Origin of the sequence: Amycolatopsis pretoriensis (assembly GCF_900107925.1) — a bacterium.
In the GTDB taxonomy this organism is placed as follows: domain Bacteria; phylum Actinomycetota; class Actinomycetes; order Mycobacteriales; family Pseudonocardiaceae; genus Amycolatopsis; species Amycolatopsis pretoriensis.
On sequence record NZ_FNUJ01000010.1, the window covers coordinates 37401 to 62894 of the forward strand.

Genomic DNA, 25494 nt, shown 5'->3' on the forward strand with positions numbered 1-25494 from the left:
AGGTCCACGCATGCTCGACGCCGACGCCGTCCGGACAGCCGTGCCGATGACCGCCGCCGTCGACGCGGTGCGAGAGGCCTTCCTCGACCTCGCCGCCGGCCATTTCGTGGTACCGCAACGGTTGTCCTTCGGCGGCGGCACGACGCTGGTGATGAGCGCGTGCCACACACCGACGTCGACAACGGTGGTGAAGACGCTCAGCCTCGTCGCCGGCCGCACCCCGATGATCCTCGGAACGCTCGTGTGGAACACGGCCGAGGGCCAGGTGGTCGCGGACGCGATCGAGGTGACGACGCTCCGCACGGGCGCGGCCTCCGGCGTCGCGACGGACCTGCTGGCCCCGCCGTCCGCCGGCCGCTTGGCGCTCCTGGGCACCGGCGCGCAGGCCGCCGACCAGGTGCGAGCGGTGGCGGCGGTCCGCCCGATCCGCCGGCTGGCGGTGTTCGGCCGCTCACGCTCGCGCGCGCTCGCCTTCGCAGAACGGATGGCCGCCGAGTTCCCGGACGTGACGACGCGGGTGGCCTCGTCGGCCGCGGACGCCGTCTCCGACGCGGAGATCGTTTGCTGTGCTACGTCATCGTCGACTCCTCTGTTCGATGTGGACGACCTGCCTGAGCGGGTTCACGTCAACGCGATCGGGTCGTACCTGCCTTCCATGCGGGAGCTTCCGGCCGGATTGCTCGGAGGTGCGGGGTGTGTCGTGGTGGATCAGGTCGAGGCGGCGCTCGAGGAGGCCGGTGAGGTGATCCACGCGGTGGACAACGGGTTGGTGTCGCGGGCTTCGTTGGTCGACCTCGGGGACGCGTTGCGTACGCGGCCCGAGGTGAGTGGGCGAACGGTGTTCAAGTCGGTGGGGCTCGCGGTGCAGGATTGGGCCATCGCGAGGTTGCTGGGCGACGCTGCATCGCAGTGACGGAGCGGCCAGCGGTTGGTGTTCGACCGCACGATGGCACCCACGGCGGGCTTGCCGAGGCTTTCGAGGGCTTCGCGGGCGCCCGAAGGCTCACAGAGCGTCCGAATGGGGCGGCGGAGAGCAACTGAAAGCGGCCGAACGGCCCAATCTTGGGCATGAAGCGTTTGATCGGTCACCCGTTCCGGGAATTTTCGCGACATGTCTCCTTGGCGAACCACCACCAGACGGAACACGGCCGTGCGGGTCATCACGGCGATCGGCGCGATCTTCGCGGGGATCGAAGTTCTCTACATGATCATGGTGCTCGCCGGCGCGAATGCCGGTAACGCCTTCTTCATCTTCATCAAGTCGTTGGCAGTCCCTCTCGCGTTGTTCTGGCCGGGGCTGTTCAACGTGGACAACGGCAGCCTGCAGGTCATCCTCGACTTCGGCTTGGCCGCGGTGTTCTGGCTGGTCGTCACCGGCATCATCGCCCGCTTCGCGGGCCGGTGACCGGCGGGCGACGTCGCCCTCCACGCTGCCGCCTGCCGTCACTGACCCCTCCAGTGGCGGCGGGCGGCTCACGATCCGTTTCGTGATGCGGCACGGGATGCGGGACTCCGGTGCGGGTCTCGCGCCAATGCTGCGGTTGGGGTTCTCGCGGGGATACCCGTCGCCGAGGTCGCAACGGACAGCGGCCACCGCCGCGCTGCGGCACCTCCCGCGGTCGTCTGCATCCGCGGATGACCGCCGCCGGGTGAGAAACCTCCTTTTGCGTTACCTGGCGTCGGCGCTCTGCCTCTCCTTGCGCGACACTGGACGGATGACTGACGGCAGGTGGTTCGATGGCTGGTCGCCCTGGCCTGAGCTGGCCGGGCTGGCCGCCGCTGGGCGCTCGCTGCTTCCGAACGTGCCCGTCACGCCCGGTGCCCTCGTGCGGACCGTTACCGAACAGCTCGTCGGGCGGCGGCTGACCGCCAAGGTCCAGGACCGCGAAGTCCACCTCACCCTCGCCGAACTCGACTACCCCGCCGACAGCCTTCGGCTGGCCACCGGACGCGTCGGCGACGTGCGCATCGTCGCCGAAGACGTCGACTGGCCCGAGCCCGAAGGGGGCAGCATTTCGCTGCGCCGGGTCACCGTGCTCGCCGAGGACGTCCGCCTCCGCTCACTCCCGACGCCCGCCGCCAAGCCGGCCCGCGTGGACCTGCGGATCGCCGTCTCCGCGGACGTGCTCCGCGAAAGGGTGGCGAAGGTCCGGCCCGGGATCGTGGCCGCCCCGGCCGGCAGCGGCCTGCTCCAGATCCACTGGGCCAAGAAGCCCCACTGGGGCCACTTGACCCTCGAGGCCCAGGTGGCCGACGACGCCGTCGTGCTCGTCCCACGGACCCTCCACATAGGACAAGGACAACTGCGCCCACCGAAGCGCTTTCACCCGATCGTGCTTCCCCTGCCGGAACTGCCGCCGGGCCTGAAGCTGACGAAGGTGGAGCCCCGGCACGACGAACTCGTGCTGCACACCGTCGCGGAAGAGTGGCCGGAACGGCTTTCCCGCATTCCTCTCGCCGATCTGCTGAGCTGGTTGACCACCGCAGCGGTGACCCTGACTTTGCCGAAACTCGGTTCGCGTCCATGACGTCCAAGCTACTCGAACGCGCGTTCGAACGTCATCACTCACAAGGGTAGCGGCTGAAACTCACGCGTCCCGGTCTCGCAGATACCGCGTGTGATCGGCCTGCCGGTCGACGTCGGAGGCGTAGAACCGCTCGGCCACCCGATGCGCCTCGGCCTCGAGCAAACCCAGCTGGGCCACCAGTTCCTCCCCCGCGCCGGCCCGCCGCGAAGCGAACCACCACGGCAGGTTCAGGTAAGTCTCCAGCGACAGCGGCAAATCCGTCCGCACCAGCCGGACAAGGGAGTGCTGCAGATCCGGATCAGCGGCCAGCCGCGCCGGATCCGCCAGCAGGTCCCGCAAGATCGAAGCGATCCGCTCCACAGTGTCCACAGTAGACGCAGGCATCCGCGGCGCCTGCGAAGAGACCCGCGAAACCAAGGTCTCCAAAGAAGACCGCAGCGAGGCCGAAATGTCCGGCACCAAACGAACCTTCTCGGCAGGCGCCACCAAAGCCCCGCCAAGTACAACGCCACCACGACGAACGGCCAGAACCACCCGACCACCCCGGTCAGGTACAGCACGACGCCGACCAGGCCACCGACACAGCCCAGCAGGTTCTTGGTCGACCCCAGATAACGCAGCATCATTGGTACCCGCGGATCTCCTGGAAAACGTCGGACAGCTGGACTTTCCGCGCGTCGAACACCTTCCCGCCGGTCAGCGTCGCCACCTGCGTCAGCTCGTCGCTGCTCCCCTCCCCGAACAGCACGGTGAACACCGGCACCTGCTTCATCGCGGGCGGCACCGAGCCGAACGACGCCTGGAAGCCGCCCAGCGACGAGCCGTTCGCGTTCTCGCCGTCGGTCATCAGGACGATCGAGGTGAACCGGTCCGGATCGCGCGTAGACAACGGTTCCAGCACCCGGTAGGCCTCGGAAAGGCTGTCGTAGATGGCCGTCCCGCCGTTGGCCGACAGCCCTTCGGCGAACGCCTTGATGCGCGCCAGCTCACCCGCGGGATCCTGCTCCGGCACGGTGAACGTCGTGGCCCGCGACGGAGTCGTGCTGAACGGCAGCATCGTCACCTCCTCCCGGCTCCGGAACCGCCGGAACCGGCCCGTCAGCGAGTCGTCCGCCCCGGTCAGCCCCACCAGCGCCGTCCGCAGCGAGTCGATCCGGTCGCCCTTCATCGACCCGGACGTGTCCAGCACGTACAGCGTCCGCGACGGCCGCCGGATCTTGTCGAAGTACGCCTGCAGCAGCGCGTCCACGGCCTGCTGCGTCGCCGGGAACGGCAGCTCGACGAGGTCGCGCGCCGTGAACCGCGGCCCGAGCGCGACCCCCGGCACGACCGGCCGCCGCTGGGTGGTGTCCATGATCCGCTTCTGGACGTCGGGCGTGCGCAGGTAGTCCGCAAGCCGCTGGTGCGCCGACCGCGCGTCGTCACCGGCGGAGGCCAGCAGGGAAAGCGGGTAGTCCGCCGTGACCACGCCGTCGCTCGGGTAGACCAGCGTCAACGGCTGCGGCAGCTTCCCGGACGCGTTCGCCGACAGCAGCACGGATTCGTAGTTGATCAGCCCGTCGATCGGGTCCGGGCCGGTCGCGCGCCGGATGTACGCGTCCGACAGCCACCCCGAAGAGCCGGCCGAAAGCGCCTGGGCGCTGAAGAACTGCGTCAGCTGCGGAGTCACCGAAGCGATCTGCCGGGCGTCGATCGCGTTGCCCGCACCCGCCAGCGCCGAAGCGACGCCGACCAGCGCCGAGAACCCGGAGTTCGACGCCGACGGATCCGTCATCCCGTAGCTGAACGCCTTCTTCCCGGCCTGCGCGGCGATTTCGCTCCAGCTGACCGGCTTCCCGGCCCACCCCAGCCGCTGGACGACCGGAGAAGCCAGCCCCAGCACCACCGGCGAGCTCATGATCTTGACCTGGTTCCCGAGCCGCTTCGCCGCTTCGGGAATGCCCGCGAGATAGCGGTTCGACGAGAACCACACGGCGTCGTACTTGCCGTCGACACTGCCGTTGGCCAGCGCTTCGGCGCCTTCGAGTGTCCCGGTGAAGGTGAACTTGACCGTGACGCCGGTGGCCCGGGCGGCCTCGTCGAGCACCGGCTGCATGTCCGCCAGCTCGCTGCCCGCGAGGATCCGCAAGGTCCCCGGCTCGGGCTCCCCCAGCGGCGCGGACGGAGAGTCGGAACACCCCGCCAGCAACGCGGCGCCCAAGAAGAGCGCCAGCACCTTCCTGATCATGCTTCCCCCTCGTGCGAACGCCGCAGGTGGTCTTCGGCGCGGCGGATCTCGCCGGACAGCGACTCGACGGTCGCGGCCATGCTGCGGACGGCGTCGGCGCGGAACCCGTCGATCGCGTCGATCGAGGCGTAGATCCGGTCGAAGGAAGCGCGGATCGTCTCGGTCGCGACGGCCGGGTCGCTGCTCGCCTTGCGGATCTCCGCGGACTGCAGCGTCAGCAGCTCCGAGTTCGCCCGGATCAGCCCGTCGGTGGTCGCCTGCAGCGCCGCGACCTCGTCGAGGACGTCCCGCTGGCTCGCCAAAGCCCCGCTGACCAGCAGCGCGACGCGCAGTGCGGACACGGTCGTCGACACCGCCCGTTCGACGCCGCGGATCAGCTCGTCGTTGTTCTTGCGCACCAGGTCCAGCGCGAGGTAGCCCTGCGCGCTGACGGCCAGCTGCGTCAGCAGGTCCTGGTGCCGCTGCCGGATCGGGTACAGCACGTCCGCGCGCAACGCGTTGGCGCGCCCGGGATCCGTGAGGTCGAAGACGCCGGCCTGAGCCTCGATCGCGCTGTCGACGGCCTCGGCGAGCGCGGCCGCTTCGGCGAGCTTCCCCATCACCTTCCACAGCCGCTCGCGTTCGCCCTTGATCGAGGCGTTGTCGCGGCGCAGGACGTCCTGGCGACCACGCAGGTCGACGACCAGCGCGTTGACCGGCTCGTTCGCCGCGCGGTAGCGGTCCAGCGCCCGCTTCGCGCCGGCCGCGGCCGGGAACATCCCCAGCAGCTTCCGGCCGGTCAGCGGCAGCTTCGCCGGGTCCAGCTCGGCGACGGTCCGGCGCAGGCTCGCGAGGCTCGTCGTGACGCCGTCTTGCGGCGACGCCGTGCTGCGCAACGACCGGTCAAGCATCGTCCCGGCGACTCCGGCCGCCGCGCGCATGTCGGCCTCGCCGACGGTCAGCAGCTCGTCGAGCAGGTCGGTGAACTCCGGCGAACGGACGTCGAGGGCTTCGAGCCGGGAGGCGAACTCCGAAGCGCGAACGGTGATTTCCGTCCGGGTATCGGAACTGAGCGTGATCAGCCCGGCGGCACGCTCGGCCGGGATCGCGGTGACCGGCTCGGGCGGGGTGAGCGCGAAGTCCATGTCAGTACTGCTTGCCGACGGCGTCGAGCAGCCGCTCGAGGGTTTCGAACGACGGCGGTTCGACGGCGTCCACCAGGTCGGCGGGCACGTGGGCCGGCGCGGCGACCTCGGCGAACAGCTTCGGATCGGTCGTGCGGAAGCCGAAGGTCGCGGCGAGCTTGCCCAGGTCGGGATCGGTCGCGAGGAGCTGCCCGACCTTGTCGCCGTCGCCGGTCAGCGGCACCAGCGTGTGCTTCGAGTAGACCGTCGGCGCGGTGTAGAGCATTCGCATGTCGGGCCGGATCGAGCCGTCGCCGCTCACCACGCGGCCGACGAACTGCGACTCGTAGATCAGCGCCAGCGGCGTCTTGCCCATGCCCGCGGACAGGTAGTCCTCGAACGGCCCTTCGGTGCTGTTCTGCGTGTACCCCTGGTCCAGGAACAGCTTCGCCACCGACGGCAGCACCTTCGCCTCCTGGCCGGGCGTGCTGACGACGGCGTTCCCGTTGGCCACGAAGGAAACGATCGACAGGTACATCGCCGCGGAGTTCGACTCACGCGGGTCGGTCGTCGTGACCAGGACGTTCTTGCGCGCCGGGTACGCGGTGTTGCCGGGCAGCTGGTCCCAGCGCGTCCCGGCCTTCGCCAGGTCGAGGTACTCCGCGATGTCCAGGACGTCGTAGTCGCCGGCGCCTTTGTGCACCACGCCGTTGGCCTTCAGGAGAGCCACGATCGGCTCGAAGGTGGCGACGGCCATCGGCGACTGGAACGGCGTGTACACCGTGGTCACCTTGCGGTCGCGCTGGATCTTCTGCGCCGCGGGCGACGACGACGGGAACGCGAAGGCGTACTTCCCGAGGTCGACGGTCGTCGCGATCTGCCGCGAGCCGGCGGTGTCCACTTCGACCTTGAGCCCGTGCTTGGCGAAGGCGTCGACGACGCGCTGGTCGGTGAAGAAAGCCTGCTTCTCCGACCCGATCACCCCGCGCACGGTCGTCGTGGAGCCCGCGGCGCTGTCGTCGCCGCGGCCCCAGACGATCACCCCCGCGACGGCCAGCACCAGCACCACGGCCAGTCCGATCGACACCCGGCGTTTCACTTACCACTCCCCTCGACGGGCCTTCGCTCATTGGACGCGGGAGCGAGCCGGTTCGAAGTGAACGGCAGGTGAAGGAACGGTCTCAGGTCACCGGGAACCAGGTCCCGGACGCCCATTCCGTGTCGCCCCAGGCCTTTCGCTCGTCGGAGCGTGGATCGAGCACCAAGTCGGTGTCTTCCCGGAAAACCAGCACCGGCCGGAGTTCGGGGCCGTACGGCGGCCACTCGGGACCGTCCGCGTCCGCGACGCCGTCGCGGATGAACCGCACCCAGGCGCGGTGGATGAGCAGCGCCGCACGCTCGCGCTTCGGGTTCACCTGCGTCGCTTCGGCGAACAACGGCAGCGGCGTCTTCCACGCCATCGTCGTCTCGGTGCCGTGGCCGCCGTCGAGCTGCTCGGGGACGCCGGGCGCGGCGATGTCGATGCGGTAGCGGTAGACGGGTGCGTGCGCGGACTGCGCGTCGGCCAGGCGCTGCGTCGGGATGCCGTACCGTTCGTCGCCCATCGCGGCGATTCGAGCGGCCTTCAGGTCCGGGACGCGGCGAAGGTACGTCTCGAGAAGGTGCGAAGCGCGTTCGCCGCCGAGGATTCCCTCGAGCACACCGGACGCCGGGGCCGTCGCGACGTCGTCACCGAGCATCAACGCGTACGTGCTGCCCTCGTTGCTGTTGCAGCCGACCAGAAGCGGGATCCCGGCCGCGCTCCCCCGGCGGATCGGCTCGATCGGCACCTCCGGCAGCACGCGCGGGTGCAGCGTCGGACGCCAGAGCCACAACGCCTCCAACCCGGACAGGATCCGCTCCTGCGCCTCGACGAACTCCTTGGCGGGCAACGCCCTGAGCGCGGCCATGTCGTGGCAGCCGACTTCGTCGAGCAGCTGCCGGGCCAGCTCCGTCCCGGCCGCCGGCGTCGCCACGTGGTCCGCGCCGCCGCTGCTGCTGATCGCCCGCGCGAACAACCCCTGGCCCAGCGGGCTGCCCATCAGGTTCCCGACGCTCTTCGCGCCCGCCGAGACGCCGTACACGGTGATCCGCTCCGGGTCGCCGCCGAACGCGGAGACGTTGCGGCGCACCCACTTCAAGGCCTCGACCTGGTCGAGGAACCCGCACACGCCGGCGTCCGCTTCGGACTCGCCGAAGATGCCGGCGAGGTGCAGGAAGCCGAGCGAACCGAGCCGGTAGTTGATCGTGACGACGACGATCCCGGCGCGCGCGAACTCCTCGCCGTCGCCCAGCTGCTCGCCGTGCCCGACGCGGTAGCCGCCACCGTGCAGCCAGAACAGCACCGGCCACCCGCCCTCGGGTGCGGGACCGTCGGGCGTGCAGACGTTGAGGTACAGGCAGTCCTCGTCGCACACCGCGGCCGGGTTCATCGGGTCCGGCGACTGCATGGCGTGCGGCCCGTACTCCGTCGCGACGTGCACGCCACCCGAGAGCGACGGCGGCCGCGGGGCCTTCCAGCGCAGCTCGCCGACCGGCGGACGGGCGTACGGAACTCCGCGCCAGGCGCGGACGCCGTCACCCGCCAGCCCCACCAGCGCCCCGAGCTCGGTCGTGACCGTCGGGACGGAAGCCATCAGAGCGAGGCCTGCTCGACCGTCGGCAGGCAGACCTCGAACCGGGTGTTCCCGGGCTCGGACTCGACGCGCAGATCGCCCTGGTGGCGTTCGACGACGATCTTCCACGAGATGTCCAGGCCGAGCCCGGTGCCCTCGCCGACCGGCTTCGTCGTGAAGAACGGCTCGAAGATCCGCTGCCGGATGTCCGCCGGGATGCCGGGGCCGGTATCGCCGATCTCGACCCGGATCTGGTCGTCGACGCGCCAGGTGCGCAGCGTCAGCGTGCCTTCGCCGGCCATCGCGCCGAGCGCGTTGTCGATGATGTTCGTCCAGACCTGGTTCAGCTCCGCCGGGTACGCCGGGATCTTCGGCAGGCTCCGGTCGTACTCCTTGACGACGCGGATCCCGCTGCCGATCTTGCCGGACAGCATCACGAGCGTGGAGTCGAGGCCGTCGTGGACGTCGACCCACTGGTGCGGCGCCCGGTCCATCTGCGAGTACTGCTTGGCCTTGCCGACCAGCGCGGAGATGCGCGTGGTGGAATCCTCGATCTCGCCCATCAGCATCTCGGTCTCGAGCGCGTAGGCGAGCCAGCGGACGGCGCCGTCGATGAACGTGTCGCCGACCTGCTCGAGGACGTTGTCCAGGTCGGTCGTGGTCAGCCCGGCGCGGACGTAGATGTCGGCGAGGTCCCAGCCGCCGTCGATCTCGCGCTCGTCGAACCAGTCGCCGATCTCGTCCTCGCGGTCGGCCTGCTGCATCGCGGACAGCTTCTCGGCCTGCGCGACCTGCTTGACCAGGCGTTCCTGGACGTCGATGAGCTGGTAGAGCAGCTCCGGCTCGATGTCCTTCTTGGCCAGGAAGGCGAGCTTGTGCCGCATGCCGGCGACGCGTTCGCGCAGGGCGGACGTCGCCCGGACGGCGGCCGCGGCCGGGTTGTTCAGCTCGTGCGTCAGGCCGGCCGACAGCTCACCGAGGGCGAGCAGGCGGCGGCGCGAGCCGATCACGGTGTCGCTGTTGCGCCACCCCAGGTACATGCCCTCCAGCAGGTGCGTCGCCATCGGGAACCACTTGCGGAACTCGACGGAGAACTCCTTCGACGGCAGCGCGAGCAGCGTGACGTCGGACAGCGCGCGCACGGTCGCGCCGTAGCGGTGGTCGTCGTCCTGGTGCACGAAGAACTGCGTCGCGCCGAAGTAGGCACCGCGCTGGTCGGACCGGTTGGTCTCCACCTCGGTGCCGCTGACCAGGCGCGTCATCCGGATGGCGCCGCCGAGCAGGACGTAGAAGCAGGTCGCCTCGCCGCCCTCGCTGATGATCGTCGAGTCGCCTTCGTACTCCTCGAGCACGGCGTTGTCGGCGACCCAGTCGAGCTGCGCCTCGGAAAGGTGTTCGAAAAGGAAGAGCCCGCGAAGCTCTTCCCGCGGCAGTGCGCTCATTGTTCCTCCAGGTACCGGTGTACCAGCGTCACGGCCATCGCGCCCTCGCCGACCGCGGACGCCACCCGCTTGACCGACTGGGACCGCACGTCACCGGCCACGAACACGCCGGGGATGGACGACTCGAGGTAGTACGGATCACGGTCGAGGGCCCAGCCGGCCGGGCGCTGCGCGTTCGCCGTCAGGTCCGGTCCCGTGCACACGAAGCCGTGCTCGTCGCGGTGGATGCCCTCGCCCAGCCAGTCGGTGCGCGGGGCGGCGCCGATGAAGATGAACAGGTGGCCGGAGTCGACCGTCTCGGTGACGCCGTTTTCGCACAGCGTGAGCCGCTCGAGGTGCTCGTCGCCGTGGGCCTGCTTGACCGTGGTGTGCGTCCGGACGTGGATGTTCTCGATGCCGGCGATCTGCTCGATCAGGTAGTGCGACATCGACGCCTCCAGCGAGGTGCCGCGCACCAGGATCGTGACGTCGCTGGCGTGCCGGGAGAAGAACACCGCGGCCTGGCCGGCGGAGTTCGCGCCGCCGACGATGTAGACGTGCTCGCCCTTGCACTCGGGGGCCTCGGTCGCGGCCGAGCCGTAGTAGACGCCGCGGCCGGTCAGCTCCTCGATGCCCTCGGCCTCCAGCGCGCGGTAGGTGACGCCGCTGGCCAGGATCACCGAGTGGGCGGCGATCTCGGTGCCGTCGCCGAAGGTGACGACCCGGGACGAGCCGCGGGCTTCGAGGCCGACGACGTCACGCGCGGTCAGCACCTCGGCGCCGAACTTCTGCGCCTGGCGCCGCGCCCGGTCGGTCAGCTGCGCGCCGGAGACGCCGTCGGGGAAGCCGAGGTAGTTCTCGATGCGCGAGCTGGTGCCGGCCTGGCCGCCGGTGGCCTTCTTCTCGACGAGGACCGTGCGCAGGCCCTCGGACGCGCCGTAGACGGCGGCGCCGAGGCCGGCCGGGCCGCCGCCGATCACGACGAGGTCGTAGAACTCCTGCGCCGGGCGCGTCGACAGGCCGACGGCGTCGGCGATCTCGCTGCCGCTGGGGTTCTTGAGCACGGTGCCGTCGGGGGTGACGACGACCGGGATGTCCTGCTCGGTGGCCTCCGCGGCCTGCAGGATCCGGCGGCCCTCGTCGTCATCGACGGAGAACCAGCGGTACGGGACGGCGTTGCGAGCGAGGAAGTCGCGCATCTGGAACGACGGCGAGTTGTACCGGTGGCCGATGAGCTTGACCTCCTCGACCGGCCGGTCGCCGACCGCCTTCCAGGTCTCGACCAGCGCGTCGATCACCGGGTAGAGCTTCTCCTCCGGCGGGTCCCACGGCTTGAGCAGGTAGTGGTCGACGTCGACGACGTTGATCGCCTGGATCGCGGCGTCGGTGTCGGCGTAGGCGGTCAGCAGCGCGCGGCGGGCGTGCGGGAACAGGTCCATCGCCTTCTCGAGGAAGGCGATCCCGTCCATCTGCGGCATCCGGTAGTCGGCGAGGATGGCCGCGACGGCGTCGCCGCGCAGCTTGATCTCGCGCAGGGCTTCGAGCGCGTCCATGCCGGAGTCGGCACGGATGACGCGGTAGTCCTTCCCGTAGCGGCGCCGCAGGTCGCGGGCGACCGAGCGGGACACGGCGGGATCGTCGTCGACGGTCATCAGGATCGGCTGGCTCACGAGATGCAGCCTACGGCGCTTCTCAGGCCGTTGGGGAAGACCGCCGTTTCGGCACCTGGACCCGCTCCAGGTCCTCGGCCACGACGATCTCGCCGTCGAACTCGGCCTTCGCCTCCTCCAGGAAGCGCGCGGGATCGGGGTAGCGCTGCGAGAAGTGCGTCAGGACCAGTTGCCGGACACCGCACTCGGCGGCGACGCGGGCCGCCTGCTGGGCGGTCAGGTGGCCGAAGTCCCGCGCCAGGTGGGTGTCTTCCGCGAGGAAGGTCGCCTCGATGACGAGCATGTCGGCGTTTTCGCCGAGCGCGTACACCGCGTCGCAGAGGCGGGTGTCCATGACGAACGCGAACCGCTGGCCGGGCCTCGGCGTGCTGACGTCTTCGAGACGTGTGTTCCCGAGCCGGCCCTCTCGCTGGAGGCGTCCGACGTCGGGACCGCTGATGCCGTGTTCCCTCAGCTTCTCCGGGAGCATCGTGCGGCCGTCCGGTTCGGTCAGGCGGTAGCCGAAGGCCTCGACCGGGTGGCTCAGGCGCCGGGCCTCGAGGGCGAACTTCGTCCCGCCGGCGATCGGGCCGTCCTCGGCGATCGGGTGTTCGCGCAGGTCAGCCGTCTCGTAGAACGCCGTCGCGTGTCGCAGCCGCTCGAAGTAGTGCGCGCCGGACGCCGGGAAGTGCGCGTGGACCGGGTGCTGGACCTTGTCCAGGGAGAGGCGCTGGATCACGCCGGAGAGGCCGAGGCTGTGGTCGCCGTGGAAGTGCGTGACGCAGAGGCGCGTGATGTCCGTGGCGGCCACGCCCGCCCGCAGCATCTGGCGCTGGGTGCCCTCGCCGGGGTCGAAGAGGATGCCCTCGCCGTCCCAGCGCAGGAGGTAGCCGTTCTGGTTGCGGTGGCGCGTAGGCACCTGGCTCGCGGTGCCCAGCACCACCAGTTCGCGGGTCGACACCCCCGCACGCTACTCAAGCGGCGGGGGCGGTGTCCCCGAGTTTGCGCAACCGGAAGGCCAGCACCAGCAGCATGATCCCGTAGAGCAGCGCGTAGATGCCGACGAGCAGCGCGATGCCGAACGCGCCGGCGATCGGGTTGATCACGATGAGGACGCCGGCGATCACCGAGAGCGCGCCGGCGGCGATGAGGAAGGCCTCGCCCCGGATCTGCTTGCGCAGCCGGATCGCGGCGGCGATCTCCGCGACGCCCGTGACGATCGCCCAGAGGCCGACCAGCAGGGCCAGCAGCAGGACCGTGATGCCGGGCCAGACGAGCACGAGGATCCCGGCGATGATGCCGAGCGCGCCGAGGATCCCGTAGGCGGCGCGGTGGCCGGCGTCGCCCGGGCGGAACGCCTGCATGAGGCCGCCGATGCCGTCGACGATCGCGTACACGCCGTACAGGATCGCCAGGACGAGCACCGTGGCGCCCGGCCAGATCAGGGCGAAGAGACCGAAAAGCACAGCGAAGACGCCGCGGACGGCGGCGATCGGCCACGCCTGACGGGGTTCGACGACGGAAAACGCTGCGAAGGAGGTCATGTGCCGCTCCTCGGGTGGTTTTGGGACACCCAGTATCGCGGCAAAACGCCTGCCTGGCGCGATCCACCACCCGTTCGGGCCATGTGTCCACTGTGACCGGTCCAAGTGGACTTGAAGGACCGGCGTGCGCCGCGGCCGCCACCACGACGCACGCCGGTTGCTCAGGGGTAGCTCACCAGGTTCGACGGCCGGGTGCCGTCGGGGGTGATGTCACCGGTGTTGTTGATGACGTGGTTGATCCGGCCCTGGGTGCCCAGGGACACGGTCACCATGTCGTGGAACCGCACGTTCGGGTTGTTCGGCGCCTCGAACGCGTGTGCGCTGACCACCGAGGGGCTGGTGCTGAAGAAGCAGTAGCTGCCCAGCCCCCACGCTTCGTGACTGGTGACGTTCGGACCCACCTTGTAGGCGGAGTAGCCCTGGGTGGACCCGTTCATCCAGCCGGCCTGGTTCGGCACGTCGTACGGCATTTCGTTCTGGAAGAAGTACGTCCGGCCGCCGTTGCCGTTCCAGACGACCTGCGTCTTCTGGTAGTGCTCGACGAACAGGCCGTACATCGTCACGTTGTTGCCGTTGACCGTGAGGCCGTTGTCGGCCGTGTTGGTGGTCCAGCCGACGTAGTTGTTGTTGTCGGCGTGGTCGGCGCGCCAGATCCACATGTGGTCGCCGATGACGTTGTTGCTGTTGACGACCAGGCTGTTCGTCGCCTTCCCGACGGCGGAGCCGCCGATGCGGAAGAAGACGTCGTGCAGGGACGTCGGGTTCGCCGCGTGGTTCGCGGTCGAGCCGGCCGCGCCGACCTGCATGAGGGTGTTCGAGTTGGTCGTGCCGGCGTCGATGAGCAGGCCGGCGACCTTGACGCCGTCGACGTCGTCGACGTTCATCGCGGTGACGCCGCCGTCCGGCACCAGGGTGGCGATGCCGAGGCCGAGCACGACGGTGTCCGGCCGGGTGACGTGCAGGGCCTGGTTCAGGTGGTAGACACCCGGCGTGACCAGCAGGTTCTTGCCCGCGGCGAGCGCGGCGTTCAGGTCCGCGGCGGTGGCGCCGGGCTTGGCGATGTAGAACTGGTCGATCGGCAGCGACGTGCCCGGCGCGGTGCCGTTCGCCCAGCTCGTGCCGGACGCGTTGGTCTTCACGCTCGGGACGAAGACCTGGTAGTTGCCGGCGCCGTCGATGTAGAGGAACGGCTTCTCGCGCACGACCGGCGTCTGGCCGACCGTGGTGTAGGGCGGGCTCGGGAAGGTGTTGGCCGGGGCGCCCTGGACGCCCGCGAAGACCATGTTCCAGTTCGAGCCGTTCCAGCTGCCGAACTGCGAGTTGCGCGAGATCCACTGCTGCTGCGAGCCGGAGCGGACCTGGCCGTCGATCTTGCTGTCGGAGATCCAGCCGCCGCTGGCCCAGCCGCCGTCGTCGAGCTGCAGGTCACCGCGGACGTGCATGCGGCGGTACGGCGCGGCTTGGCTGACAGCCCAGCGGTCGGCTCCCCCGTTCGGGTTCACGGACAGGTTCTCGGCCCCGCGCCAGAAGTTCTGCGTGGCGTTCTGCGGCGGGAACCAGTCGGCCTCGACGTGCACGGCACCGTTGATCGTCACGGCGTCGGGGCTCAGCCCGAGGCCGAGGACCTGGGTGTAGAAGCCGACGTTGACGTCGTTGGCGTAGGTGCCCGGCTTGAACATGACGGCGTAGCGCTGGCTGCCGAACTGGTTGCGTTCCTGCTGGGAGAAGATGCTGTTGAGCCGGCTCTGGATGGTCGAGCTCGACATGGACGGGTCGAAGACGACGACGTTCGGGCCGAAGTCGGGCTGACCGGGCTGGGTCGTGTTCACGGGGTTCAGGGTGAAGGACTGGGCGGCGGTGCCGTTGCAGGCGTACTGCTGGAGCTGGACGGAGTCGGCGGCGGAGGCACCGGGGACATCGAGGCACTTCCCGCTGTTGCGGCTGACGAGGTGGTAGCGGCCATTGCCTTCGTCGACGGCCTGCCACTGCTGGTTGGCGCCGCCTCCGTAGGTCCAGAGCTGCACGAGCCCGCCATCGGCGGTGGAAACGTTCGAGACGTCCCAGGCGGCGGCCGGGTTGGTGCGGGCGTTCACCCGGAAATAGCCGTCGCCGGTGGACTGGAACTGCCACTGCTGCGAGGCGGTCTGGTTGCAGGAGTACTGCTGCACGACGGTGCCGTTGCCGGTCCCGGCGGCCCGGGCGTCAACGCACTTGCCGCTGTTGGCGGCGGCAACGGTGTACCAGCCATCGGGGGTGCCGGCGGCTTGGGCGCTTGTGGCGGTCACAGTGCTTCCGACCAGGACAGACGCTGCGGCGAGCAACGTCATCACCCTCTTCATGCGAAACCTCCTCTGCCGCGTGAGCGGCGTTCGTAGAGCAGGAAACGGCAGAGGCGTGCCCGGTCTGGGTAGACGCGGCGTAACGGGCGGGGACCTCGGCGTCACAACCGCGCAAAATGTAACGGCGGCCACACTGGGAGTCAATACACGACTAAAAATAAGGTGTGAAGACGCAGGTCAGAGGGTTGCGGCGGGCGCGGGGACCCCCGTGTTCGGGTCAGGTGGGGGTCGTGTACGGTACTCACATACGAGATGCGGAGTTCACCTTCGCTCCGGGGCTATGGCGCAGCTGGTAGCGCACCTCACTGGCAGTGAGGGGGTCAGGGGTTCGAGTCCCCTTAGCTCCACTCTCTCGCAGAACCCCTTCGATCAGGTCGTTTCGGCTGGTCGGAGGGGTTTCTTCATGTCTGGAGCCGATCTTGGGTGACCCGCTTCGACCGGCGCATCGGTGTCCCTGCTGGGGCATTTCTGGAGCACCACGCTCCCACTCACGGCCCCTCTGACGCCACGTCGCCGCCGCTCACGGGCGGCGCCACTGGCACTGTCCCTCCCGCCAGCGGCGATAGGGGCACCCGCACACGCTCGAACGCGCTTGGCCGACTGGCCCGTCCGCGATCGGCTTTTCACTGCCGATGTCAGCTTCGGCCCCTTCGGGTATGGGCTGCGGGTGGCTTTCTGCCAACGGCGCTGAAGATCGGCCAGCAACCGCGTCTCCACCTCCGGCGCCACATGCGAATACACCTCCACCACCCGATTCGGCAGATGATGACCCAACCGACGAGCCTGCGCGATCTCCGGCGCACCCCCGGCGATCAACCACGTCTTGTGACTGTGCCGCAACCCGTGAAACGTCAACTCCGGCCGGACCGCATACACCCGCACCCCTGCCTTGCCACCACCATCGATCGCCGGACGCAGCACCCGCCGGTCGAAGCTCGACCGCCACAGCCACGTGCCACACCCGTTGGTGAACACGAACTCGAACGGATGCGTCTCCAGATGCCGACGCAGCAGCCGGACCAGGAACGGCGGCAACACGATCGTGCGAGCCGAGGACGGAGTCTTCGGCGGCCCCAACCGCCTCCCCCGCGACTCGTGCAACGACCCCACCTCAGCGTCGACTACGAGCCGACCAGCGTCCAAGTCCAGGTTGTCGCGGTGCAGGGCCGCGAGCTCACCCCACCGACACCCCGTCCACGCCGCCGTGATGATCAGCAACCGCGCCACTGGTCCGCCGAGCACGCCAGCCTGATTCGCTATCCGCAGCACCTGCTCCGGAGTCGCCCATACCCGCTCCGCCGCCGCCACCCGAGAACGGCGTCCGCGCCGACGCCGCTGCCGCACCGGGTTGACCGGGATCAACCGCTGCCTGACGGCATCACTCATGACCATCGACAACAGCTTCACCCAGCTCGCGACCGTCGCCGTCGCGTAGCCGGCCTCCCGTGACTCCTTCACCCACGCATCCACATCCAGCGCCGTGATCTCCTCCAGCGGCGTCGCGCCGAAACGGACGAGAACATGACACCGCAGGTAACTCTCGTAGTTGTCCGCCGTCCGCGGATCCAGATCCTGAACCGGCAACCACCGCGCCACCCACGACCGAAACTCCAGCCGGCCACCCGCCGGGTCGATCCACACCTGCCGCCGTTGATCAGACTCCACGTCAGCGGCATGCACCTCCGCACTCCGACGACTCGCGAACCCCGACACCGACCCCACAGTCCCGTCCGCACGGCGGTACCGGACCCGCCACGAAGCCTGACCCGTCTGCTCGACCCACGCCATGACGACCTCCACACCACCAGATCCCAGACAAGGCCGTCCCAGCATCACCCCAGACGCGCCCGAAGCCGACAATCAGATCCCGTGATCTTCCATCCAGCCGTCCAAACAAGTCACAGGTTTCTGGCAAGCCGCGGCCGCGATGGGCCTCCGCCGCAGCGCTTGCACGACTCATAGCACCACTCAAAGTCCTCTTCTGTCGAAGAGCGGACGCCTTCCGCTACGGCCAGGCGACGGGTGACGCAGACACGAGGCGTTGGACACATCGAGCCGATGCTCAAAGCAGATGTCGAAACGCGCTGAATGTCACTCAATCCGACTTAAAATCGACCATCTCATTAACTTTTTTAACAACCTCCAAGCCGAAGGCGAAGTACCATTGTCGACCAACTTCTCCAACATTACTATACGAAGTGTAGGTGATAGCCTGCGCTAACAAAGACAACAAGTATTGAATCTGAAATATACGCTTGAGTTCATAATCTAGCCCTCTGATTACTGCGGCACGGACCCTATGAACCGATTGAGCGATAACCGATTCTTCGAGGTCACTATGTGAAAAATCGGCGTCAATCAATAACCTAACCAAGGTATGCATATCGCCCCCCGAGTTCGTCTTCGCGCGGACCGTTGGAAGGATCAAAGAGAGGAGCAGTGTCGCCACATCGCGCGACAACGGCGCAGAGGAACTGTACCCCGAAAGATCAATTAACCGGATTTGACCGAAATCTGGCTGGCCATCAGTCAGAGGAACAACTATATTGTCGACGTGCAAGTCCCCATGAGAATATCCAAGGACATAGTCGACGTCAATCTTACTAAAAGCAGAGTCATCGTTGAGCAAATGAATCGGATTTGGCAACTTGCCAGACTTTCCGATCCGCACTCCAAACCAGTCCACATCGTCCACCATAAGCCCCGCCCGATCAGCCCAACGATATGCCGAGCGCCCTCGATTCAAAGCTCCCCGCAGCTCGAGACGGAGGAATTCGCTCGCAGAAGTTCTCCTGCGCGTCCATCCTGTAGGTTCATTCCAGCGGTACAGGATCGAGCGTATCGCCTCAGCGGCACCCAACTGCTGATACGCGGGCTCCATTTCTCCAACTGTTTGACTATTCGAGACCATTTCAGACGAGTCAAGGAACATCAACACTCGACCATCCTCGACCGTTTGAGGCTGAAACAACTGCCGAATTAGATGCCGACTAGCAAACGTTGGCGACGACAGCCAGGCGCGCTCGTAATTACGCGCTTCACCCGCCGGGCTCCCCTTGGAGCACACCTTCAATATCACATCCACCGAATCGCCAAACTCGACAGTAGGCGTGATTCTAAGTCGCGCAAGAAGGGCACCACTTCCACCTCGACGTCGCCAGGGTTCATCGGGAACCTCGAGACTAAGCGCGCGATCGCGCGCCCAAGCCTCAAGCGCTCGGACGACCACTGAGTCGCCCAGATACCGACCGACGTCAGAGACGCCTTGTTCGTCGCCGTTGCTCATCAGCTCAAATACTACCCGGCTCATCGACAGTATGGCCGCCGACGAGACGAACAGCTAGGATGTCCAGGTGTCGGAGCCCCCACCCTTGTTCACGAAGGCTGACATCACGCCTGCCCAGCTGACCGCACTAAAGGCGATGTCCATCTCACATCAGCGGGTCCGGATACTTTCCGGAATTCGAATTGCGTTGTCTTCAATTATTGCCGTAAGCGGCGCAGTCGTGACGGTGACCGCGCTTCAAGCAACCTGGGTGACCATTGCGGGAACACTATGGGCCGCCATTTACTCGATCGGACTAGCTTCATGGGTGGACGGTGAACTACTTCGTGCTGCCAAGCTTCAGGAGAAGTTTGAAGTAGAACTGTTCCGACTCCCGTGGAACACCGTGGTCGCTGGCCGTCCAGTGCGCATGGAGGACGCCAGTCGGTTAAGCAATGGTTTCAAAAGCCGACGAATCGCCGAAGACTGGGACGAGATGCCAAAACTGCCCAGACCGTTCGACGTCCTCGCTCGCCAAATACAGAATCTGGGGTGGGGATCTCGGATTCGCCGGAGATATGCCAACGTTGTGCTTTTCTTTGTCTCGACATGGACAGCTTTGGGCGTCGTGATCGGTGCGAGCCTAAGCTTGACCGTTACCGATATTGTCGTGCGCTGGTTCATCCCTTCGTTGGGCGGCTTACTACTCGGACTCGATACCTTTCGGCAACAGCGAGCAGTAGCCAGCGACCGTGAGCGTGTATGCGTTCACGCCGAAGATGAGGCTATAAACGCAGCAACACAACCCTATAAAGCAGTGGATCACGATAGATTACTCATACTGGCTCGCCAAGTGCAAGATACCCTGTTCAGCACTCGATGTCGAGCACCGAGAGCCCCGAGTCGGATATTCTATCTTCCGTACTATTCCAGTGATTCAATCGACTTCAAAGCACCAGTCCAACGGATTGCAGAGGCCCTTCCATCGGCGCCAACTGATTGATCCGCACCTGCGAGACCTGGCGTCGCGCCTTGATTTTGCGCGGAGCAATACGATAACTGAACTCACGAGAATACCTGGCAGCACTTAATCTACTTCATCTTACTTCGAATTCTCATCCGAGTTTTAGCATTGACAACGCACTGACATGCCGCTAATCGACCCTATGACAGTACCTACGATTAAGTCGAAGAAAGATTTTCAGCGATGGTTGACAGGTCATAGCCCGCAAGGATGAATTCTGTTCTTCTCAAGTCAAGATGGATCTCGACCCATGCGCCTGCAATCCCTTGCAGCAGAGCGTCCACATGACTGAAGCCGACCACCGCGTCATTCAACTCCAGGTGCGCGAGCGACTGCGCCTTCTCAATTCAGGCGCGGCGCAAGAACTCACGGCCCGAGGCGGATCCAGAGAATTGCCAGCCTCTGCGCGGTCCTGTCCCTCGCGCTGGCGGCGTCGCACTGTTGCCGGACGGACCGCGGCGCACCCCGTTCGCCAGCTCGGCGGTCGTCGCCGGGCTCGCCTCCGTGGCCGCGCGGTCAACGGCGCGCTTCCGCTCTCGGCTCTCGACAACGTGGACAGAATCGTAGGTGATCGGCGACCCGCCGCGGCCGAGCCTTCGCATCTGGCCCGAACCCCGAACGGTACTGAGCTGGCGTTCAAGCTGACCTACACCGACGAGGTCCCGACCCGCCCATCGAGCACACGGGCCACCTCCACGTGATCGGTGAACCCCACATCGGCGACCCGGTCCCGATCGTCATCCCCGGTCGCCCCCGATGGCACTTGTGCTGTTCAGCCCGCCCTGAAAATACCGCGGCGGCATGATCGCACTTGGAAAGTGAACCTCATGCCGGCGGCTCAAGCACGACAGGCAGGCTGATGCGCAACGTCCGCTCATGCCGGATCCAGAGCGTGACCGCGAGCGCGGTAACGTCGCCCGGCGCCGTAGATCCCCACCGCGGTTCGATGTGGTTCCGGATCCGGCTGAGATAGTTCTCCTCGGTGCGGACCTCCACGTCCAGAGCGTCCGCCCACAACGCCGCCCACACAGCCACGGTGGTCCTGGCGGCCCGTGGATCCAACCACGTACCGCGCCGCTGGTCAGCCTCGATCTTCGTCGCGTAGTCGTCAGCCAGCTTCTTGGTACCAAAGCCGGAACGTGATCCGATCCGGCCGCCGCGTACCGCACACGCCACGAGTGCGCACCGATCTTCTCTGTCCAGGCCATCATGACCTCCACGTTCGCGTTTGAGCCGGACAGAGCAGGTGTGCGCCGCCAACGACGAAACCGCAACCGAAAGACACCTTGTGCACAGGTCAACGCGCACTGTTATGGGACGCGGTCAACGTCGAACTGACTGCTAGGGGCTTCGCTGCCCTGGAACATCAGCCCAGCACTTCCGCGCCAGCCGGATCGGGGAAGCATTCGCGCACAACGGGATCGGCGTCACCTCGCAGCGCTCGGCAAGTACACCGAGGCGATCGACCAGTACACCCGCGCACTGGAGATCACGGGAGAAGTCGACGACAAGGGCCTGCGTGCCTAGTTGTTCAGCCGCCTGGGCCGCGCATATCACCAAGCAGGCGACCGCGCCGCGGCGCGGGCCATGTTCGACGAGGCCCTCGTGCTCGCGCGGACGCATGGCGACCGGTTGGAGGAGGCCGACGCCTTGGCCGCCTGGGCCAGGTCGCCCACGCCCGTGGCCCCGACCCAGGCCACGCGGCATTGGATCGCCGCTCTCGCCCATTACGACGCCGTCGGAGTTCCGGAAGCCGACCATCTCCGCGCGCGGCTGAACAGCTGAGCGTCGCCGCCCTGCCGCCTGCCGCAGTGCGACCGCGTGTCGTCAAGAACTGCTGCCTCACGCCACGACGAATGCCCGGCTCCGTCAGAATTGCCCACACCGGAACTTCTTCGGGCCGTCCGGGTACACCGCGGCCCGGACCTTGTCGAGGTTCGCCAGCAGCGCCGTCAGGTTGGCGGGGTCGTCGCGATAGCGGTGGGGGTCGCTGAGGTAGCTGAGCATGGCCTGGTTGAACGCCTGGCTCAGGCCGGACGGCATCAGGTCGGAGGCGTCGAAGCACAGGGTTTTCGGCTCGGTGAGGATGCGGGCGACCTTCCGGCGCACGGGGTCGTCCGGATAGCCCTCCGGCCGGACGGCGCGATCCGGTGAGAACGCGGCGGCGTTGCGGATGGCGGGCCAGATCGCCTGCCCGGCGTCGGACGCGAGGAACCGCATGAGCTTGTCCGCCGCGTCGCTTCGCTTGAACATAGCGGCGAAGTCGCCGGCCACCTCGTAGGTCGTGGGCTGCTTGCCGTCCGCGGTCGGGAACGGGAAGAAGTCGTAGTCGGTCCCCGGCCGGAGCGAGCCCCCGGAGTTGTCGATGTAGGAGGTGTGGTGCAGGTAGCAGCCGGGTTTTCCCGGTGTGAACAGCGGTTTCCCGGCGTCGGCGAAGTTGGTCAGCAGTGCGTTCTCGGTGCCGCCGGTGATGTTGCCGTCGCGGGACACGAGGTCGCCCCACGTGGACAGGGCGCGGGCGAGGTCGGGGGAATCCTGCCAGGACAGGTCGCCGTTCGCCCACTTTTCGTAGCCGGTGGTGCTGGCCTGGTGCAGCAGGAGGTCTTCGACCCAGTCGGTGCCGGGCCAGCCGGACACCGGGGTCGACTCGAGGCCCATGCACCACGGTGTGGCGCCCTTCGCGGCGATTACGGCGGTCAGGTCCTCGAGCCCGGCCCAGGTGGTGGGCGGCTGCCAGGCCTGGCCGAGCAGCTGCCGAATCGCCGCGGGGTTGTACCAGATCGTGCTCTTGAGGCTCACGACGACAGGGAGCGCGTAGCGGTGCGCTGGGCTGCCGGGTGGCTGGATCCCCTCCTCGATCGACTGCCAGAGCGGGCCGAACCGGCCGGCGTCGCCGAGTGTCTCGTCGAGGGGCTGCAGGGCGTCCTGCGCCGCGAACGTCTCCAGCTGCCCGCCGCTGGGCAGGATGGCGATGTTCGGCTGCGTCCCGGTCTCCAGGTCCTTCCGCAGTTCCTGGTCCAGCGCCCGGGTCGCCTGCCGGAACTCCACCTTGACCCCGGTCTGCCGGGTGAACTCGGCGAGCACGTGGTTTTCGAACGCGTCCCGCTCGGCACCGGACCAACTGGACAGCACGACGACGGTTTCGCCGGGCGGCGAGCACGCCGTGGTGCCGGCCGCGACCAGCGCTACGGCCGTCAACCCGGACAGCAGGCGGTGAACTCCGTGACGGATCATCGTGACCGGTACCTGTATTCCTGGATTCGTGGTTGCAGCCCGAGGTACACGAACAGGGCGATGCCCAAGCCCGCCACCGGGATGGCGAACTCGAGGCCGTTGCTGTCGTCCGCCGCGCCGGCCAGCGTGCTCGCGACGGCGGCGTGGGCGACCTGATCCGGCTGGGACGCAGCCATCTTCACCCGGCCACAGGTCGTGCCGTCGGCGGTGCACTGCTGGTTCAGCCGGGCGGCCACCGCGCCGTCGGCGGGATCGGTGCCGAATTGCGGCGTGCGGTCTCGCACGAGCTGCTCAACCGAGGAGCGCGCGTCCTCGAGCTGGGCCTTGGACGTCTCCGCGGTGGCCGCCGCGTACGCGGTGACCCCGATCAGCACGACCGCGGCCGCCGAGAGCCACCAGTTGACCGTCCGGCGGAACCGCTTGGCGAGGAATACCAGCGTGCCCGTCAGCAGACCCAGCAGTGCGAGCGCGAGCAGCAGCCAGATCACGAGCGCCCAGGCGGACATCCAGAACGAGGACGCCTGGTCCGCGAGTGCCTGCCGCTCCAGTTCGCCCAGCTTGCCCAGCTCGGCCAGCACGCCGGTGTGCATGAGACGAGAGGCGTAGACCATCTCGACCGTGCCCAGCCGGACCGAGCCCGCGACGTAGTCGGCGTGGGCCTGTTCGATCAGCTGCCGGTATTCGGTGAGCCGGTTTTCGATCAGCAGCAGCTGCTGGCTGACCGGCTCGCCGGCCTGGCCGGTCTCGGCGATCTGCTCGAGGTTCTGCCCGGCGAGGCCGGCTTTCGCCTGGTAGTCGCTGCCCGGCCCGGTGATCAGCGCCTGGCCGGCGCCGAAGCTGTGCACGGCGGCGCTGTCGGCCTCGGCCAAAGCTTCCGAGGCGGCCGACACGGCCATCATCGCGGGGATGGTGTGTTCGGTCGCGGCCCCGACGGTGGTCTTCACACCAACGAAGGCCCCGAAGGACGTGACCACCGCGACCGCGGTCAGCGCGAACAGCGCGCCCCGCAGCCGCCGCAGGGTGCTCGCGGTGGTGCTGGTGCGGGTCCGGTGCGACGCCGGGTGCGGCGTCCTGACGACCGTCACGGCGACTGCTCCGTGCCGAAGGGGTGGCCGCACTGCTCGCACACGCTCGGGTCCGGATCGTTCGTCCACCCGCAGTCCGGGCACGTCACCGGCTCGCCCGCGGCCACCGCCGGCCCCCGGCCGCCGCCGTCGTGGGTGGAGTGGGTCGAGATGACCTCGAGGCCCTTGATGTCTTCGATCCGGACCGGGGACTTGAGCCTGACCCGGCCGGCCGGGTCGCCCGGAACGTCCACCACCCGGCGCAGCGCGTCCAGGATCTCGCCGTTGCCGAGTTCCGTGGCGAGCCGGACGGCCGTGCTGAACCGCTCCTCGGCGGTTGCCCGGTCCTCGCGCCTGGCCGCCGCGCAGCCGGCGTCGATGGCGTCGGTGAGCCGCTGCTGGCTGATGCCGCGGGTGATCTCCTCGGGCAGCCGGGTCCGCGGCGACGGCTCGTCCGTCCAGTTCGCCAGCACGATCGCCGGGGCGACGGGGTCGGTGGCGGCGGGGCCGCGAACGTCCAGTTCAATCCGCGCCACGGCGACGTCCCGGTGGAGCGGCTTGCCGTCGGGGTCGATCGCGAGCCCCACCTGATAGTCGCGGGTGCCGTTCGCCCACGAGCCCGTCGGCAGCCGGGTGACCAGCTCGTCTTCGGCCACGACCTGGTCGGTGACGTCGAGGAGGCTCGGGAACAGCTGCTTGATGTACCGCAGCCGGGTGCCGCCGAACAACCGCAGCCGCAGGTCGACGTCGGGCACGACCTTGCGCATGGCTTCGCGCATCAGCGCGCTGAAGTCGTCCTTCATCCCGGTGAACTCGGCCACCCCGCGCGCCTGTCCGTTGAGGACGGACACGATCCGCTTGAGCTCCTGCGGCTCCCACGCGTCGCCGATGCCCCGGACGTCACAACCGAAGTGCCCGCGGACCCGGTCGAGGACCTCGGTGAGCTGCTCTGGTGTCTCGTGCTCGTTGCGGCCGTCGGTGAACAGCATGGCGTGGCGGACCGCGTCGGGGTGGGCCGTCAGCAGCCGGTCGGCCAGGGTGAGCCAGCTGCCGATCGCGGTGCCGCCGTCGGGCGTCAGCCCGTCGACGACCTCGCGCGCCGCCGCCCGGGTCGCGGGAGACGCCGGGACCAACCCGCCATCGGGCGGGTAGACGAGCGTGGCGTACTCGCGCCCGGCGATGATCCCGAACAGCACGCCGTCCCGCAGGACGTCGATGGCCGCGCGGGTCGCCTTCCGCGCCGCGAAGATCTTCGCCCGGGGCCGGTCCATCGACAGCGAGCAGTCCACGATGACAACCTCGGCCGCGCGCGTCCGGTCGCCGGCACCGTCGCCGAGCCCGGCCGCCGTCACGGTGATCACGGCGTCGACCGTGCGGGAGCCGCGGGCGAGGTCCTTGGTGTGGCTCACCTCGAGGGTGAAGCCGTTGTGGTCGGTCATCGT

20 protein-coding genes, 1 tRNA gene and 1 pseudogene are annotated in these 25494 nt (G+C 68.0%); 6 read left to right on the plus strand and 16 right to left on the minus strand.

From position 1 onward, the window contains the following. Window positions 1-10 precede the first annotated feature (10 nt). The 3 genes from BLV96_RS37785 (at window position 11) to BLV96_RS37795 (ending at window position 2528) form a co-directional block, all read left to right on the plus strand. Complete coding sequence (locus tag BLV96_RS37785) at window positions 11-913, plus strand: ornithine cyclodeaminase family protein (protein ID WP_091390117.1); 903 nt, start codon at window positions 11-13, stop codon at window positions 911-913. Window positions 914-1150: 237 nt separating this feature from the next. Further along, window positions 1151-1405, plus strand: a complete 255-nt coding sequence (locus BLV96_RS37790; RefSeq protein WP_086675346.1) for a hypothetical protein — start codon at window positions 1151-1153, stop codon at window positions 1403-1405. Between the two features lie 310 nt (window positions 1406-1715). Continuing rightward, window positions 1716-2528 carry an LmeA family phospholipid-binding protein gene (locus BLV96_RS37795; RefSeq protein WP_086675345.1) on the plus strand — a complete coding sequence of 271 codons (813 nt, stop codon included), beginning with the start codon at window positions 1716-1718 and terminating at the stop codon, window positions 2526-2528. A 60-nt stretch (window positions 2529-2588) separates the two neighbouring features. On the opposite strand, the pseudogene BLV96_RS37800 reads toward BLV96_RS37795, so the two are convergent. From BLV96_RS37800 to BLV96_RS37845, 10 genes and pseudogenes are all read right to left on the minus strand, one after another. Next, window positions 2589-3154: pseudogene (locus BLV96_RS37800) on the minus strand (hypothetical protein). Next, window positions 3151-4755 carry an extracellular solute-binding protein gene (locus BLV96_RS37805; protein ID WP_208608429.1) on the minus strand — a complete coding sequence of 535 codons (1605 nt, stop codon included), beginning with the start codon at window positions 4753-4755 and terminating at the stop codon, window positions 3151-3153. Before BLV96_RS37805 ends, BLV96_RS37800 begins: the two are co-directional and overlap by 4 nt. Further along, window positions 4752-5879: a toxic anion resistance protein gene (locus BLV96_RS37810; protein WP_086675344.1), complete on the minus strand. Its 1128-nt coding sequence runs from the start codon at window positions 5877-5879 to the stop codon at window positions 4752-4754. The genes BLV96_RS37805 and BLV96_RS37810 overlap by 4 nt, the downstream gene beginning before the upstream one ends. Window position 5880: 1 nt before the next feature. Next, a complete protein-coding gene (locus tag BLV96_RS37815; protein WP_086675343.1) occupies window positions 5881-6957 on the minus strand; it encodes a hypothetical protein in 1077 nt (358 codons plus the stop codon). A gap of 82 nt (window positions 6958-7039) precedes the next feature. Further along, window positions 7040-8533 (minus strand): carboxylesterase/lipase family protein, encoded by a 1494-nt coding sequence (locus BLV96_RS37820; RefSeq protein WP_086675342.1) that lies wholly within the window; start codon window positions 8531-8533, stop codon window positions 7040-7042. Next, window positions 8533-9954 (minus strand): ATP-binding protein, encoded by a 1422-nt coding sequence (locus tag BLV96_RS37825; RefSeq protein WP_086675341.1) that lies wholly within the window; start codon window positions 9952-9954, stop codon window positions 8533-8535. The genes BLV96_RS37820 and BLV96_RS37825 overlap by 1 nt, the downstream gene beginning before the upstream one ends. Continuing rightward, a complete protein-coding gene (locus BLV96_RS37830) occupies window positions 9951-11603 on the minus strand; it encodes a response regulator (protein WP_086675340.1) in 1653 nt (550 codons plus the stop codon). Before BLV96_RS37830 ends, BLV96_RS37825 begins: the two co-directional genes overlap by 4 nt. 22 nt (window positions 11604-11625) lie before the next feature. Beyond that, window positions 11626-12543 carry a ribonuclease Z gene (locus BLV96_RS37835; protein WP_086675339.1) on the minus strand — a complete coding sequence of 306 codons (918 nt, stop codon included), beginning with the start codon at window positions 12541-12543 and terminating at the stop codon, window positions 11626-11628. Between the two features lie 13 nt (window positions 12544-12556). Further along, window positions 12557-13126 (minus strand): HdeD family acid-resistance protein, encoded by a 570-nt coding sequence (locus tag BLV96_RS37840; protein WP_086675338.1) that lies wholly within the window; start codon window positions 13124-13126, stop codon window positions 12557-12559. A gap of 161 nt (window positions 13127-13287) precedes the next feature. Next, window positions 13288-15465, minus strand: coding sequence for an RICIN domain-containing protein (locus tag BLV96_RS37845; RefSeq protein WP_208608430.1), 2178 nt, complete (start codon window positions 15463-15465; stop codon window positions 13288-13290). 274 nt (window positions 15466-15739) lie between these two features. Here BLV96_RS37845 and BLV96_RS37850 point away from each other — a divergent pair. Continuing rightward, window positions 15740-15812: transfer RNA gene (locus tag BLV96_RS37850), tRNA-Ala, on the plus strand. Window positions 15813-15834: 22 nt separating this feature from the next. On the opposite strand, the gene BLV96_RS37855 is transcribed toward BLV96_RS37850, so the two are convergent. Beyond that, entirely contained in the window at window positions 15835-17253 is a 1419-nt protein-coding gene (locus tag BLV96_RS37855) for a tyrosine-type recombinase/integrase (RefSeq protein WP_086675348.1), read from the minus strand. Between the two features lie 307 nt (window positions 17254-17560). Next, window positions 17561-18751 carry a hypothetical protein gene (locus BLV96_RS49410; RefSeq protein WP_143051075.1) on the minus strand — a complete coding sequence of 397 codons (1191 nt, stop codon included), beginning with the start codon at window positions 18749-18751 and terminating at the stop codon, window positions 17561-17563. Window positions 18752-18836: 85 nt separating this feature from the next. On the opposite strand from BLV96_RS49410, the gene BLV96_RS49415 reads away from it, so the two are divergent. Beyond that, window positions 18837-19733, plus strand: coding sequence for an S-4TM family putative pore-forming effector (locus BLV96_RS49415; RefSeq protein ID WP_143051076.1), 897 nt, complete (start codon window positions 18837-18839; stop codon window positions 19731-19733). Window positions 19734-20579: 846 nt separating this feature from the next. Here BLV96_RS49415 and BLV96_RS49420 read toward each other — a convergent pair. After that, on the minus strand, window positions 20580-20930 hold the full coding sequence (locus BLV96_RS49420) for a hypothetical protein (RefSeq protein ID WP_143051077.1): 351 nt from the start codon (window positions 20928-20930) through the stop codon (window positions 20580-20582). A 411-nt stretch (window positions 20931-21341) separates the two neighbouring features. Here BLV96_RS49420 and BLV96_RS37865 point away from each other — a divergent pair, with 411 nt between their 5' ends. Next, entirely contained in the window at window positions 21342-21539 is a 198-nt protein-coding gene (locus BLV96_RS37865; RefSeq protein ID WP_143051078.1) for a hypothetical protein, read from the plus strand. 84 nt (window positions 21540-21623) lie between these two features. Here the strand turns inward: BLV96_RS37865 and BLV96_RS37870 are convergent, their stop codons facing one another. The 3 genes from BLV96_RS37870 to BLV96_RS37880 are packed head-to-tail and all read right to left on the minus strand — an operon-like array spanning window position 21624 to window position 25491. Further along, window positions 21624-22988 carry an ABC transporter substrate-binding protein gene (locus BLV96_RS37870; RefSeq protein ID WP_086675335.1) on the minus strand — a complete coding sequence of 455 codons (1365 nt, stop codon included), beginning with the start codon at window positions 22986-22988 and terminating at the stop codon, window positions 21624-21626. Next, window positions 22985-24073 (minus strand): hypothetical protein, encoded by a 1089-nt coding sequence (locus BLV96_RS37875; RefSeq protein WP_086675334.1) that lies wholly within the window; start codon window positions 24071-24073, stop codon window positions 22985-22987. The genes BLV96_RS37870 and BLV96_RS37875 overlap by 4 nt, the downstream gene beginning before the upstream one ends. Next, window positions 24070-25491, minus strand: a complete 1422-nt coding sequence (locus tag BLV96_RS37880) for a VWA domain-containing protein (RefSeq protein WP_086675333.1) — start codon at window positions 25489-25491, stop codon at window positions 24070-24072. Before BLV96_RS37880 ends, BLV96_RS37875 begins: the two co-directional genes overlap by 4 nt. Window positions 25492-25494 lie beyond the last annotated feature (3 nt).